General features: G+C 40.3%; 9 protein-coding genes. 7 read left to right on the top strand and 2 right to left on the bottom strand.

Features of this window, described 5'->3' with window-relative positions:
* Positions 1–2 precede the first annotated feature (2 nt).
* Positions 3–617 carry a substrate binding domain-containing protein gene (locus ABMY35_RS13645; protein WP_349286906.1) on the top strand — a complete coding sequence of 205 codons (615 nt, stop codon included), beginning with the start codon at positions 3–5 and terminating at the stop codon, positions 615–617.
* 35 nt (positions 618–652) lie between these two features.
* On the opposite strand, the gene ABMY35_RS13640 is transcribed toward ABMY35_RS13645, so the two are convergent.
* On the bottom strand, positions 653–3,541 hold the full coding sequence (locus ABMY35_RS13640) for an Ig-like domain-containing protein (RefSeq protein ID WP_349286699.1): 2,889 nt from the start codon (positions 3,539–3,541) through the stop codon (positions 653–655).
* A gap of 710 nt (positions 3,542–4,251) precedes the next feature.
* Between ABMY35_RS13640 and ABMY35_RS13635 the strand changes: the two genes are divergently transcribed.
* From ABMY35_RS13635 to ABMY35_RS13625, 3 genes are all read left to right on the top strand, one after another.
* Positions 4,252–7,410 (top strand): glycosyl hydrolase family 18 protein, encoded by a 3,159-nt coding sequence (locus ABMY35_RS13635; RefSeq protein ID WP_349286698.1) that lies wholly within the window; start codon positions 4,252–4,254, stop codon positions 7,408–7,410.
* A gap of 70 nt (positions 7,411–7,480) precedes the next feature.
* Complete coding sequence (locus tag ABMY35_RS13630; RefSeq protein ID WP_349286697.1) at positions 7,481–9,046, top strand: lytic polysaccharide monooxygenase; 1,566 nt, start codon at positions 7,481–7,483, stop codon at positions 9,044–9,046.
* Between the two features lie 160 nt (positions 9,047–9,206).
* A complete protein-coding gene (locus tag ABMY35_RS13625; protein WP_349286696.1) occupies positions 9,207–11,819 on the top strand; it encodes a glycosyl hydrolase family 18 protein in 2,613 nt (870 codons plus the stop codon).
* 549 nt (positions 11,820–12,368) lie between these two features.
* Here ABMY35_RS13625 and ABMY35_RS13620 read toward each other — a convergent pair.
* Positions 12,369–13,343 (bottom strand): integron integrase, encoded by a 975-nt coding sequence (locus ABMY35_RS13620; RefSeq protein ID WP_349286695.1) that lies wholly within the window; start codon positions 13,341–13,343, stop codon positions 12,369–12,371.
* Positions 13,344–14,006: 663 nt separating this feature from the next.
* Between ABMY35_RS13620 and ABMY35_RS13615 the strand changes: the two genes are divergently transcribed.
* The 3 genes from ABMY35_RS13615 to ABMY35_RS13605 all read left to right on the top strand — a co-directional run bounded on the left by ABMY35_RS13615 (position 14,007) and on the right by ABMY35_RS13605 (position 15,498).
* Positions 14,007–14,462 (top strand): hypothetical protein, encoded by a 456-nt coding sequence (locus ABMY35_RS13615; protein ID WP_349286694.1) that lies wholly within the window; start codon positions 14,007–14,009, stop codon positions 14,460–14,462.
* Between the two features lie 131 nt (positions 14,463–14,593).
* Entirely contained in the window at positions 14,594–14,941 is a 348-nt protein-coding gene (locus ABMY35_RS13610; RefSeq protein WP_349286693.1) for a hypothetical protein, read from the top strand.
* Between the two features lie 110 nt (positions 14,942–15,051).
* Positions 15,052–15,498: a hypothetical protein gene (locus tag ABMY35_RS13605; RefSeq protein WP_349286692.1), complete on the top strand. Its 447-nt coding sequence runs from the start codon at positions 15,052–15,054 to the stop codon at positions 15,496–15,498.
* Positions 15,499–15,717: the final 219 nt, after the last annotated feature.

The raw sequence follows: 15,717 nt of genomic DNA, 5'->3' as shown, positions 1-15,717 counted from the left end.
GCCTGCTAAAAGTTGCCGCAACGCAAGCCGTTGGCAGCTCATTATTAATGCCAAACATAGAGCGGTTCTTGCAGAAATATCCAAAAATGTCGGTGCAATTAAACGTGCTTATCCCAGGCAATGATCCTGATTTAAGTCATGACTTAGTGATCACTCGGTATCATGAAGAGTTTGACTCTGTGTCGCACAAAGGCACGCACTTAATTGATTATCAAATGAGTGTGTTTGCTGCACCTAGCTATTTAGAAAAACACCCATCCATTAATACAGTAGAAGACCTAGCTCAGCATAAGATGTTGCTCAATAACTATTACCAGCAAAAAGGCGGCATTTTACTAGAAAACGGAGAATTCGTTTCTTTTACCAATTATAATTTTGTTTCAGAAAATCTTGATGCAATTTTGAAAGCCGCCATACAAGGCATGGGTCTAATATTCATTTCTCCAGATTATGTAGAGAGAGAATTAGATATGGGCGTGTTAGCGCCTGTTCTACCTAATGTAAAAAGCGAAGTGAATCGTTTATGGGCGTATTATCCTAAAACAAGCTTCACGCCTTTGAAGACAAGGTTATTTATCGATAATTTGAAGCAGCAGATGAAAGGGTTTAGGTTGTGAAAAAGAGGAGGTATTAACCTCCTCTTTTTTAAAATTTATGGCTTAATTCTTTTAATCAAAATATCAGACTTACCACTTGTTTTGAGAGTTTGATTAAGCAGGACTGTAATAGTATTGTCTTCATTCACTAGCAAACCACGGGCTGAATAATAATAATCAACGTCGCCAATGGGTTCTTTAGAAGTGATTGTGAGATTACTATCTAAACCTACAAGTGATTGAATTTCATAATTATCTATAAAAGAGATGAGGTAATAAGTACCATCTTCGGTTTGACCGAAACTATCATCATCATAACCATAAAAAGAAATCTCATGTGAAAGGTTATCATTAATTAATTCAGTTCCGTCTGAACCTATTACAGCTAAGCTAGCTCCAGTTTGTGCTTGCCCTAGTATAGCGTAGTTTTGGTTCTTCAACTGCGTTGTATAAGCTGCATTTAGATGCTTATATGAACCACTATTGTGCCACTGTACAGTTGCATTCATAGATTCATCTAATACCATAAGGAATACCCCACCAAGATAATACATCGGATCTCCACCAGTTGGGTAAATATTACCTGCAATAACTAAGTTATCATTATGGTCAGTGAAAATATCGCTGAAATAAGTTAAATCTTGACCTTCTATATTTGGTAACTGTATAGGACTAGACAATTCTCCAGTAGTTAAATCAAAGCTGTGTATGCTTCTTATATCCTTAGTCGTTTGATCACTTTTTTTCTGGAAAGTGCTTAAAGATACATAAAGTTTGTTATGCGCATATGCATGACTGTTAAAGTTGCTTGCTACAGGATGCTCATAAGTCAACAGCTCTTCACCTTCCTGAGAAATCTTAATTATAAAAGCGTTGTTTGAATTCCAGTTTTTGCCAATTGCTACGAGCGAGTTATCTTCAAGTTCAATAATATCAGTAAGCTTCTCTCTTCCCTCATCATGATGGAAGTACTGCCATGATACTTCGCCACTTTCGTTGAGTTTAATAATCCAGTCATCACCTTTGGAGTCAATATCGGCATTTATGTCTTGTGATTGAGTTGCTCCAAGTACAAAGTAACCTCCATTTCTGGCCGGTATCATATCGTATGCATAGTCATTACTGCTACCGCCTAAAGTAGTTTCAAATACACCTGCATTGATAATTTGTTTTTCGCTACTTGGACCTGTTTGTCCATGAGGGTTTATTGTACTTACTCTCCAATAATACTTATTTGGTTCTTTGAGCAAACTTATTGAGTTAGCGTCTAAGACTTTGGTCTCTAAGACTTCGCTAAAATCTTCAACTAATGAAATTTCAAAATTGTAGCTTTGAGCAAACTCAACATCTTCCCAACTCAAAGTTATTTCTTGTTGATGGTTCTCTGAGCCTTTGCTTTGCTGGCTAAATATTTGTGGCGCATTAAGAATTGAATAGGATACATCAAGAGAGAATGAGGGAAGGTCTGTTGTTAAATTCCCATCATTAACTGACATTGTTATATCACTGTAAACAGCGGCGTCAGCGTTTGTAGGAGTGCCTTTGAGTTCACCTGTTACTGAATCTAAGGTTAACCAACTCGGCAGGTTCTCCACCGTCACACTTAATGAATCATTTTCAATATCTGAAATGTTAGGTAAAAAGCGGTATTCTTCATTGGCAGTGGTATTCAGTTCTGGCTCACCATTAATAACTGGCGCATCATTCACCGCAGTAACATCAATAGAGAATGTAACAAGTTTACTTTCAACATTTCCTTGAATAAGTTTAAACGAGAACTCGTCTTTGCCGTTGTAATTTTCAACAGGCGTGTATGAGATGTTAGGGTAATCAACTTTTAGAGAACCGGAGCTCACATCTGACATGAGTTCAAACTTAATTGGCTCGTCCGTGCCTAGAGGATTATTAGTGGCGATTTCAATACTAACCGTTTTGTCTTCGGCAAGAGAGATATTCTGATTTTCAATTACAAAATCAGCTACAAACTGAGATGTATCATCTTCATCGGCAATGCCATCGTTATCATCATCGTCATCTTTATTGTTTGCGATGCCATCCAAATCAGTATCTATGTACGCATTGATATCAGGTACGGTGAATTGCTTATTATCTCCAAGCCAATCAATCAAATATTGCGTCACTTTAGCAGGATCAATTCGCTTTTGGGTAAGTTGTATCGCGGTAAGTTTGTCTGTGTTATCTACTTTACCATCATTACCAAAGTCGCTTTCTAACACATTTAAAATTGAAGTCAATTCAGCCTCTGGAGAAGACTTGTTAGACTCCGCTAAATCAATAGCATGTTGGTATAGCATTGATGAAAGCGTGAGTAGATAAGCATTATCATCTGAATCTGCTTCAGCAAAAATAGATAAGTCAGAGAAGCTTTCATTATTTGAACGTGCGATCACAGTTTGGAAGTTAGTAGAGAACTCCTCTTCAGCTTGCGAAATTGCTTTATTAAAGTCAGTTTCACCAGCCTTAATAAGCTCCAATACTCGATTACTTGTTAGGTGAGTTAATAAGTTTACATTAGCGCTTTGAGTTTCATCTGATGTTGCCTTGTAAATACTTCTTAAACTTAATTGACCTTCAGATAATGCACCTGTTATTTCATTTCTATAATAACCAGCAGCGGTAATTTGAATAATTGAGCCTTCTGGTACCTTGAATTCAAAGTTACCTAAGTCATCAGTCGTTTTGGTAACAATTGTAGAGTCTGTGTTTTCGCCGTTTTCATCAAGAATATTAATTGTCACTGTAGAACCAATTACGAATGGCCCTTTCTCAACACTACCTGAAATTGTTATGTCTTTTTTTTGTGGTTGCGTGTTGGTTTGATCTTGTTTTACATCGTTTTGAGTTTCATTAGAGCTACCGCCACCACACGCGGTCAACCCTAATAACGCAACTAACAGTAATGTTGCCTGGTTTGTTTTTTTCACCAAAAATCCTTAATTAATATTTATGGGGATTTGATTCGTTGGAGCAAACAAAGAAGAAATGCACGTCAATGTGAATAAATCCCTAACAGATAATTAGCAGTAAACACATGAACTTAACTAGATGTTACCGCCGGTTTAATGTTATCAAATTAGGTAATTTAGCTCAACTTCGTTTTCATTATTGTTTGTAATTTTTATTGTTGCTAATTATGCAATTCATTATTTAAGAGTGTTCAAACGCAGTTTTGTATTTTTACTCTATTTTTAACTTGTTTCGAATTTTGGATTAGATCTTTGGGCTCTCTGCTATTAATTAAATTAAATTCTTAATTAAAAAATAGCGCTTTGAAATATATATGTTTTTTATTTTAGGTGAGCTCACTTCATCTGGTAAGATGAGTTGGTTGTGTAAAGATTTTTGTTCAGCATAAAATATTTCTAATTGTGGGAAATACACATTTCTCAGCATGCGACTTTAGTATATGCTTATGTAAAATATAGTAAATTTCATACAACCTTCATATTTGAACGCTTTTTGTACATTTTAAACCCTACCCTTGCTTTTTTTTTGAGCGCGCGAATATCGTAATGTTAAAACTTTGTAATTTTAAATTTATGTTCTAGACTGATTTCGATTCGTTAACGGGTACATATGTAACTTATAAGTTAATTTAGTTAAAAAATACAATAAATTTAATCAGGAACAAGTTATGAAGGATTTGAATTTAATGCGAACAGGTTTTAAACCTTCGGCATTGGTTTTAGCGATACTCAGCGCACCTGCCTTTGCAAGTGTGGATTGTACAAATATCCCTCAGTGGGAAGCTGGTAAAGCTTACACTGCAGGCATGAAAGCTCAGCAAGACAAAGTAGCTTATGAGTCTAACTGGTGGAACAAAGCCGAACCAAAGCTTCGCTCTGGTCAGTGGCAAGAGTGGACTAAGTTAGGAAGCTGTCAAACAGATGTACCAGTTAACGAGGCGCCTAAAGTGACTTTATTAAGCCCTGCGAATGGCAATTTGTTGAACGAAAATGACAGCGTTGCCATTTTAGCCGAAGCCAGTGATACCGATGGTCAAGTTAAGCAAGTTGAAGTCTATTTAGACGGTCAATTACTAACTACGCTTAGCGCTGCGCCATTTGAGTTTAATTGGACGGCAGTGCTTGGTGAGCATGTATTTTATGCGATTGCACAGGATGATGACGGTGCGCGAACGGAGTCGGCACGTCACTCTGTGACAGTTCAGAAGAAATCAAATGAGAACCGCGCACCGGTTGTCAGCTTAGCGGCGACTCTACCGTCAGAATTAGAAGTCGGTTCGCAAGTAACATTTAACCTGAGTGCATCAGATGCAGATGGTCACGCGGTTACGCAAACACTGACCGTGAATGGCGAAGTGGTTGTAAATAGCACAAAAGGAACTGAGCAATATGTTTGGACACCAACAGTTGCGGGCACTTACACATTCACGTTGACTGCTAAAGATGAGTTGGGCCTTGCAGCAACACCTGTTGAGCGTGTTTACATCGTGAAAGAAAAAGGTGACCCAATTACAGGTCATGAAAACTGTCGTCCAGCAGGTCTATATCAAGCGCAAGGTGTACAACCTGCTTACTGTGATATTTATGACACAGAAGGCCGTGAGAAAATGGGGGCAGATCACCCACGTCGTGTAATTGGTTACTTCACAAGTTGGAGAAATGGCGCGAACGGTCAACCAAGCTATCTAGTAAAAGACATTCCTTGGGATAAAATCACCCACATCAACTATGCGTTTGCACACGTCAATGCGGCGAATGAACTAAGTATCGGCGATCCAAATGCAGCCGGTAACGCAGCTACCAACATGACTTGGCCGGGTGTTGAAGGCGCGGAGATGGATCCAAGCTTACCGTATAAAGGTCATTTCAACTTATTAAATAAATACAAAAAACTACACCCTGATGTGAAGACGATGATCTCTGTCGGTGGTTGGGCTGAAACAGGTGGTTTCTTCGATTCAAATGGTAATCGTGTGAACAGCGGTGGTTTTTATACCATGACTACTAACGCTGATGGCAGTGTAAACCATGCGGGTATCGACGCATTCGTAGCAAGTGCGGTTAAATTCATTCGTGAGTATGGCTTTGATGGTGTAGATATTGATTACGAATATCCTTCATCAATGAAAGACTCAGGCCACCCTGATGACTTCCCAATTAGTAATGCCCGTCGTGCAGGTCTAAATGCTTCTTACGATGTGTTAATGCGTAAACTTCGTGAAGCACTAGATGCGGCAAGTGCGCAAGATAATACACACTATATGCTCACCATTGCATCACCATCTTCTGGTTACTTATTGCGTGGTATGGAAACATTCCAAACTGCTAAATACCTAGATTTTGTCAACATCATGTCTTATGACTTACACGGTGCATGGAACGATCATGTTGGTCATAACGCAGCGCTTTACGATACAGGTAAAGATTCTGAGCTGGCGCAGTGGAATGTGTATGGCACTAAAGAATTCGAAGGTATTGGTTACTTAAACACTGATTGGGCTGCGACTTACTTCAGAGGTGCGTTACCAGCAGGTCGTATCAATATCGGTCTACCTTATTACACCCGTGGTTTTAGAGACGTTCAAGGTGGTGAAAATGGCCTTTGGGGTCGTGCTGCGTTACCAAACCAAGCTGATTGTGCGCCAGGCACAGGTGTTGGTGAGAAGAACAAATGCGGTAATGGTGCGGTTGGTATCGATAACTTATGGCATGACACCGTTGATGGCATTGAAGTACCAGCGGGTAGTAACCCTCTTTGGCATGTTAAAAACTTACAAAATGGCATTACGCCAAGCTACTTAGGTGTTTATGGTCTAGATCCGGTAAATAACCCTGAAGACAAAATGGTGGGTACTTATACGCGTCACTATGACAGCGTTGCCATTGCGCCTTGGCTATTCAATGCAGAAAAGAAAGTGTTCTTATCGATTGAAGACGAAGAGTCAATGAAGGCCAAGCTTGATTATGTGGTCAATAAAGAGCTTGGCGGTGTAATGTTCTGGGAACTTGCGGGTGACTTTGACTACGATACGCAAAAAGGCGAGTACTTCATGGGTAGCACTATGACGCGTCTTGCTTATGACACCTTCAACCAAGCATCAACACCTTATGGTGCGCATTTAGGTGACGGTGCATTTGTACCGGCAGCCAAAGCGGTTGATATTAAGTTTGAGGCGAAGAACTTCCCGGTTGGCGATGATAACTACCCAATTCGTCCAACTTTCGCGTTCACTAACAACTCAGAAATTGATTTATCTGGTGCAACGATTTCATTCAATATTCCAGTATCTACCTCTGCAATCTTTAAGTCAGATTGGAATGCGCAGAAGAAGTTAGGTATCAAGATTGATACGAATAACTCTAATGCCGCGGGTAATAATATTGGTGGCTTTGAGAATGAATTCCACCGAGCGTCAATCACACTAACCAATGAGTGGGGCGGTGCAGTTGAATCATTTAAGCCGGGTGAAACGGTAAATGCGCAAGTACTTTACTACATACCTATTACCGGTCCGGTTAACTTCACGATTGAAAAAGATGGTGCTTCGTATGCATTTGCGAGTGAGTATCCAAAACTACCAATCGCGACTAAGCCAGATACAGGTAACCCAGGTAACGGCGACCCCGGAACAGGTTCATGTAATGGGGTTGATGTAACCACCATTAACACTTACCCAGATTGGCCACGCACTGACTGGGCGGGCAACCCAAGCCATGCCAATGCAGGTGATTACATCATACACAACCAAGTCGTTTTCCAAGCCAACTGGTGGACATCGAAAGAGCCAGTTGAAGGCGGCGATTGGAAAAAAGTGTGTGCTTTGTAAGTCAAACCTTTAACTAGAAATTATTTAACCAGAAATCTAAGGGGCTGCTTGCCAGCCCCAAGGAACTATCATGAAAAAAATAATGTTATCGGCTATTGCTATGGCAATGGGCCTAGGGTTTGCTGACTCTGTTTCTGCCCATGGTTACATGGATAGCCCCAAAGCTAGACAGGCAATCTGCGAAGAGCAAGGCGGGTTTTGGTGGCCAAAAGATGGCAGCAATATTCCTAATGCAGCGTGCCGTGCAGCTTATCAAGTTAGCGGGCAAGTGCAGTTTATACAGTTACATGAATTTGCAGCCAATGTACCTGATTATTTAAATCAAGCGGCAGTTGAAGCGGCAGTGCCCGACGGTGAATTATGTTCAGGTGGTGATATAAATAAAATAGGCATCAACACACCTTCTGTTGATTGGCAGCGCACCGTTGTTAAACCTAATGCTAATGGCACCATTAAAATTCGCTACCGCGCAACGACACCTCACAACCCAAGTTTTTGGCAATTTTATATATCTAAACCAAGCGTAGATATTCACGCACAGCCACTAAATTGGGCTGATGTAGAGCTTGTACAAGAGCATGGCAATGTTGAGTTTTTTATGGCGCCTGATGGTAAGCGTTATTACGAAATGGACGTTGCCATTCCAGAGAAATTCAATGGTGAAGCCATTTTATTTAGTCGCTGGCAGCGTAACGATGTAGTGGGTGAGGGTTTTTATAACTGCTCAGACATTACCATTGAACGAGTGACAAATCCTAATCCAATTGAATGGTATGCGGCGGGTTATTTCATCAAACAAGGGCAAGAAGCCAATGCTGGCGATACAGTTTGGTTGCGTTTATTTGATGTGAACGGTCAAGAGCTTATTCAGCAACAATTAAAAGTTGCCGCTGATATGCCAAATTGGCAGCAACAATTGGCTGAGCAAGTGAGTCTAGACTTTGCCAACTTAATCCAAATAGGTGTCAAAGACGCACAAGGTAATGTGTTGTTTGATAGTCAAAACCTGCTTTCAAACCAAGTGTTTGTGACTGATAAAAATCACACCTTTAACCTTACAGTGGTTGCAGCACCAAAAAATACACCACCAACAGTGCATACGCCAGACACATTAATACTTGATGAAAAGACCAGTGCGCATCTACATGTTCATGCCTTTGATGATGAGCAGCAGACCCTCGACTTTTCATGGCAACTGCCAACACCTCTGACATTTACTGGTACAGGTTCAACCATTACGGTACAAGCGCCCGAAGTGACTGCTGATACAGAATATGCGGGAGAAGTCAGCGTTTCTGATGGCGAGTTTACTAAGACTGTGCCTCTCACCGTTGTCGTAAAAAATGTGCCAGTCACAAACCCTGATGATACATGGCAAAAAGACAAAGCCTATTCAGCAGGCGATATCGTTTTGTACCTAGGCAAAAACTATCGAGCGAAATGGTGGATAAAAGGTGAAGCGCCCGATAGTTCAACAGCTTGGGAATTGATTGATGCCAATAACAGTAATGAGTGGCAAGCCAACCAAGCTTATAACAGTGGCGATATTGTGATTTTTGAAGGAAAGCAATATCAAGCTCGCTGGTGGACACGAGGTGACACACCAACTGGTAGTAACGTGTGGAAAGCGCTTTAAATAACGAATTATTAATATAACAACCCAAAGGATTTTAAATTGAGCGATCAAGTTTGAGGCAAAGCGCCAATGTATGAAGGTGCATGGAGTAATGCGGTAAATTTGTGAGTTTAAATTAAAAAGCGGCGGGTTTTAACAACAAGTCTGAAGGAACTATAATATGTTTAAACTTCTAACCTCGGCAGTTGCTGTAGCAGCAGCCATCAGCGCAACCAGTGCAATTGCTGCACCGGCAACACCAAGCTTAAATTGGGAGCCGCAAAATTACTCGTTTGTCGAAGTCGACTTAGAGGCAATTGGCTCTTATAAAAAGCTGGTAAAAGCCAAGTCAGAAGTACAGATCAATATTCAATGGAATGCATGGTCTGGCTCTGCAGGTAATAGCTATAAAGTGTATTTTGATGAGCAAGTTGTCAACGAAGGTCCTGTTGCTGCAGGTTCAAATGGCGGCACCATCTCATTCCCTTACACTAAGTCTGGCCGTCATGAACTTCGCGTGGCACTGTGTGATGAGACAGGCTGTTCTAAGTCTGCGGCAAAACCAATCGTTATCGCTGATACAGACGGTGGTCATTTAGCGCCATTGCCATTAGATTTCGATCCAAATAATAAAACTTACCCAAAACAAACTGACACTGTTGTAGGTGCTTATTTTGTAGAGTGGGGTATCTATGGTCGTAAGTTTGATGTCACTAAAATTCCAGCTGATAACCTAACGCATATTCTATACGGATTCATTCCAATTTGTGGTGAAAATGCATCTTTGGGTGAGATTGAAAATGGCAACAGCTTACGTGCTCTTAAGACAGCGTGTGCTGATTCACAAGACTACGAAGTGGTTATTCACGATCCATGGGCTGCGATTCAAAAAGCACTACCTGGTGTAGACAGCAAAGATCCAATCCGTGGTACTTATGCACAGTTAATGGCGTTAAAACAGCGTAACCCTGACCTAAAAATCTTACCTTCTGTAGGTGGTTGGACGCTATCTGACCCATTCCATGGTTTTACTGTTAAAGCAAATCGTGACGTGTTCGTAAACTCAATGAAAGAGTTCCTAACAACGTGGAAGTTTTATGACGGTATCGACATTGACTGGGAATTCCCAGGTGGCGGTGGTCCAAATGCGAATCTTGGTAGCCCAGAAGATGGCGCGGCATATGTGGCGTTAATGAAAGAGTTGCGTGCAATGCTTGATGGCCTAGAAGCTCAAACAGGCCGTAAATATGAGCTATCTTCAGCGATTGGTACAGGCTACGACAAAATTGAAGACGTAGATTACCAACAAGCAGCTCAGTACATGGACTACATCTTCGCAATGACTTATGACTTCTTTGGTGGTTGGAACAATGTGACTGGTCACCAAACAGCACTTTACTGTGGTTCTCACATCAGTGCGGGTGAGTGTAATGGTACTGGCTTAGATGACAAAGGTGAACCTCGTAAAGGCCCAGCTTATACTATCGACAATGCAATTAAACTATTACTTCAACAAGGTGTACCGAGCAAGAAGCTAGTAGTTGGTACAGCTATGTATGGTCGTGGTTGGGAAGGTGTTTACCCGCAAAACGCTTCAATTGCAGACAACCCTATGACAGCACCAGGCAACGGTAAGTTAACAGGCACTAAAGCTCAAGGTGTTTGGGAAGCAGGTGTTATCGATTATAAAGGCATTAAGTCTTATATGATTGGTGCAAACGAACAAGGTGTGAATGGCTTTGAAGTGGGCTATGACGACCAAGCTGAGGGTGCGTATGTATGGAACCGTAGCACAGGCAAATTAATTACTTACGATAGCCCGCGTTCAGTAAAAGCAAAAGGCCAATATGTTCGTGCTAATGATCTAGGTGGTTTATTCGCATGGGAAATCGACGCTGATAATGGCGATATTCTAAATGCAATGCACGAAGGTTTAGGTGCAAGTGATACACCAGTAGACCGCGCACCTGTTGTTAATGTTGTTTCAGAAGTGAGTGTTGAATCTGGTAAATCAGTATCAATCAGCGCAACAGCAACAGATCCTGAAGGTAAAGCAGTAAGCTTTACTTGGACAGGTGATAGTGCACTTGTATTGACTGCAAATGGCGCAAGTGTAGATGTGGTTGCACCGAGTGTAACGGCTGACAGTGTTTATACAGTAAATCTATCAGTTTCAGATGGTAAAAACGTCGTTGACCGCCAAGTTAAAGTTATGGTGAAAGCGCCAGTTACTGACAACAAAGCACCAGAAGTGGGTGCAGTTACAGATGTAACACTAGACGAAAATACATCTACAGCACTTTCTGTTACAGCGACAGACCCTGAAAACCAAGCATTAACTTACACTTGGGTTGTGCCAGGCCATACAGTTACAGGCTCAGGTAATTCAGTCACTCTAAATGCGGGTGAAGTTACTGCAACTGAAACGGTACAAGGTTCAGTATCTGTCAGTGACGGTGTGAACACGGTAACTCGTACATTTAGCGTAACAGTAAACAATGTCGATGATAACGGTGGTACAACATGGGACGCTAACACTATTTACAACACGGGTGATATCGTTTTATACAACGGTAAAGAGTATAAAGCTCGCTGGTGGACAAAAGGTGATAACCCTGCAACGAGCAGTGTTTGGGAAGAAGTAATTCCGGATGATGGAACTGTTCGCGCATGGCGTGCTGACCTTGTGTATAACACAGGTGATGTAGTCAGTCATGAAGGTATGCAGTACGAAGCGCAATGGTGGACTCAAGGTCAAGCACCAGGTAGCAGTAGCGTATGGCGTAAGCTTTAATCGTTGAAACTGGTGGGTATAAGTTGAAGCAAGTTATACCTACCAGCATTGATGAAACATATCTAAGGTAAGTGCTTGTCAATTTGGCAGGTTGTATATCAAAGATGGCTAACACGGATATTCATCTAGAGGGAAGGACCCCCATTTCTATTAAGAAAGCCACAACTTTGTTGTTAGTGGTTTTTCTTACATTTAATGACAACAACGTTGAACTTTAGAGCGAGTAAATACAGGAATTATTTAAAAGCTTTCGTTTGTTGATAAAGCCCGTTTTCTACAAAAAACATAAGAAAAATACATGGCAAGACTCTATTTTCATACCATTTTGAATTAATCAAAAGTGAAAAAACCTCAATGAAAGAGCTGACTTTGACAACTTCTTCTTTTCATTATATGCAAAGTTATGAGTCAGTAACTTTTTATTTGAGTAAGCAACCAACAAGAAATATAAAGTCATTTCATATCTTTACATGAAGCTTTTTAGCTTTTCGCTAAATCAAAGAATTTAGTTATTTGCCTTAATTTACAGGCGCAAAGGACTGCGCTTTTTTATTTTGGTATTGCTAAATGCGACATTGGGCTCACAACTCCCTGCCCACCTTGTTGAATAACATGAGTATAAATTTGTGTGGTTCTTACATCGCTATGCCCGAGCTGAGCTTGAACCGTTCTGATATCAGCGCCACTTTGTAAAAGATGTGTCGCAAAAGAATGACGCAAAGTATGTGGTGTGACTTGCTTAGCGATTCCGGCAAGTTGGGCTGCCTTTTTTACCGCTCTTTGTACTTGCTTTTCGTCTATGTGATGGCGTCTCAAATGTTTGGTTTCAGGATCTAGACTGAGTTTTGATGATGGAAATAAATACTGCCAATTTAAAGTTTTGTTTTGTCCTTGGTATTTATCTCTTAGGCGATATGGTAACCATACTCCATCAAAAAGCGGGTTTTGTAGATCAAGTTGCAGGTGGCTTCGCACTTGCTGTATCTGAGTTAACAATAAAGGTACTAATTCTTTAGCCAATGTCACGACTCTATTTTTACCCCCCTTACCATCCCAAATACGAATACAATGGTAATCGAAGTCAATATCTTGAACTCGAAGACGCATTGCTTCCATCAGTCTTAAACCACTGCCATAAAGTAACGCACATGATAAATAGTGGCGAGTGTTACACATTCTAAATAAAGTGGCGACTTCATCTTTTGTAAGCACCACTGGTAACTTTCTAGCTCTTTGACTTTTATTAAAATTCAGATTTAACGAAAGGGGAGTGCTTAAAATTTCTTTATATAAGTATGACAGTGCATTTAATGCTTGAGATTGCGTGCCCTGAGCCAAATTTTGCTGATTTGCTAAATGACTTAAAAACAGTTCAACCTCTGTATTCCCCATAACACTTGGGTGGCGCATATCATTAAAGCGTATGAATGCAGCTATCCATCTTAAATAAGATTCAATGGTTCGTTTAGCATATCGACGCAGGTACATGTGCTCTTGCACCATAGTAAGAAAAGGTGATTTCATGGGTAAACTTTAAAGTAAATTATTGCTGTATATATAGACAGTGATGAGGGGCTTGTCCAATAACATTATTCAACGGCGTTTTGTCCAATTTTCACAACTGAGCAAAATTAGACATTTTAAACTCATGTTTACAATAGACTTTTCTTGTGTGAATATTGGGACACGTAATATAGCCCGTTTTGTCGGTATTTATTCTGGCAAATTGGGAGAGAATAAGCTGTTATACGCAAAGGAAAGTATGAGTGCAAAATCTACGATAGGAGCTAAAATCTCGCTAACTATTATAGCGTTCTCACTCACGATCGTGCATTTTGGATATACAGCAGATATTTTAGCTTCATTCTCAGGGTACTGGTTCTCAGTACTTATTCTGCCTATAACTTTATATGCGTTAATATTTATACTTGCCCTTAAAATTAACACCAATAAATTTTCAACTCAGCAAAAAACAGAGCTGTTTGCTTTTCCCTTATTTATCAATTTAGTATTGTTTGGTACTTTATACTTTCTGGTCCAGTACGGTATCACGCATTAGTGTAATTGCGTATAACAAAGCCGTTAAACTAAGGACACAAAACAGCAGGCTTGTGCTCCTTCGTCGCTAATTTTAGCCTGCTATTTTGTGCCGTTTACGGCAAGCGTTATAAGTACTCAGAGGTATCAGTGAAATTTTTTAAGTACATCGGTTTCGGGTTGCTAAGTATATTCTTATTTTTTATTGGAATAGCGGTAATTAATACAGCCAATCAGGCTAAGCCTAGTGAGACTTTCATCCCTTTTATTGAGCAAAACATGCCAGAAATAGCTAAGTGGGATAAGGCTGTTTTTGAACGTTTAATGAGCGAAGATGCGTTCAAATCAATCACCCCCGAGCAGTGGGAGCTTTACTTAAACAAAGTATCTTCGTTAGGTAACTTAGAAAGCGTTGGGCAATTAACCCTTGAAAACTCAAGTTCTGTTTCGTCATTTAGTAATGGCACAAAGTCCACAGTGGTTTATTTAGTACCTTTAAACTTCAACACAGGTCCAGCGCACGCGAAAATAGTATTGGTTCATACGAAGGACTTGGGAGTAAAAATTCACCATATTAAATTTTTAGCTGATCGCTTACTGCAATAGTACTTATAACAAGTGCCTAAACCAAAGGACGCAAAACAGCAGGCTTGCGCTCCTTCGTCGCTAATTTTAGCCTGCTATTTCGCGCCGGTTAGGCAAGCGTTATATGCTTTTTCGAGTCAGGAGTAAGAATCTTGAGTATTGAATCAGTCCAAAAAGAATGTTGTGATCATTATCAAACAATTTATGCTCCTGTTGAACCTACTCAGCTTGTTACTATTTCTAAAGGCATTTATGAGGGCTCAACACCAGTTGAAGGAGTTCGTTATCCATCACCAAATCATATGAGTGGTTGGTGGTTAACTACAGATGAGTACGACGGTCATATCAGCTCATTAGTTACGGTGCACTTTGAACACATCATCGAAAAACGCCCTGAACTAGCTATATATATGGCTCTACCATTCGGGTATCGTTTTAACTTAGGTGGTGAGTCAGAGCATGTTTGGTTTGACCAAGCAGTTGCAGATGAAAGCATATAACAAAGTGCTTAAAAGGCGGACACAAAAAGCTTGGCTGTGCTCGTTCCTCGCAAATTTTAGCCAAGCATTTTGTGCCGTTTAGCACGGCGTTAGCACTACAGGGAGAGTCTGTGCGAATTATTTTAATTCAGTCTAGATATCAAAATATTTTCAACCGAATCTACTTAGGAGTGCATACTTACCTCTGGGTTATATTACCTATGCTAGTGTTGCCTGTAATTTGGGAACGAGAAATTAATTGGGACAGCATTCAACTTACGTTGCTCTTCGGTTTTATAATCATATCCTCTATTTCAATTTGGCTATTCGTTTTTAATCGAGGAGATGGTGCTGTAATTGAATACGGCTTGGAAATGACTGATGAAGGGATTTCATACATTAGGTATGGCTCTAAAACTCAAATTAAGTGGTGTGATTTCAACGGATTCCAAATAATAAACAAGTGGCCCAGAATGATTTTACTCAAGGGTAAAGGAGGTAAAATGATTGAATTCAGTTACTACACATTTTCAGGTGAGCAAAGATTAAAGCTATTTCAAACATTGGCATCGATGTAGTGCTAACAAGTTAATTAAACAGTGGACGTAAAACAGCAGGCTTGCGCTCATTCTTCGCTTAGTTTAGCCTGCTATTTTCCGCCGTTTATTAAGGCGTTGATATGACTCCCACAGTCAAGTTAAATACACCGATCCCTGTCTAAATTTTAAACATTATGTCGTTTTTCTAGTAAGCGAGTTAATGCACTGAATGAAGCAAAGTAATTTCGTCGGTTATCA

Source organism: Pseudoalteromonas sp. BZB3, from assembly GCF_040104455.1.
In the GTDB taxonomy this organism is placed as follows: domain Bacteria; phylum Pseudomonadota; class Gammaproteobacteria; order Enterobacterales; family Alteromonadaceae; genus Pseudoalteromonas.
This window is presented reverse-complemented; position numbering and strand designations above follow the sequence as displayed.

Excerpts from the sequence above, each read along its gene's own strand:
- ABMY35_RS13620 (WP_349286695.1), bottom strand. The coding sequence starts at position 13,343 with ATGAAATCACCTTTTCTTACTATGGTGCAAGAGCACATGTACCTGCGT.
- ABMY35_RS13630 (WP_349286697.1), top strand. The coding sequence starts at position 7,481 with ATGAAAAAAATAATGTTATCGGCTATTGCTATGGCAATGGGCCTAGGG.
- ABMY35_RS13625 (WP_349286696.1), top strand. The coding sequence starts at position 9,207 with ATGTTTAAACTTCTAACCTCGGCAGTTGCTGTAGCAGCAGCCATCAGC.
- ABMY35_RS13635 (WP_349286698.1), top strand. The coding sequence starts at position 4,252 with ATGAAGGATTTGAATTTAATGCGAACAGGTTTTAAACCTTCGGCATTG.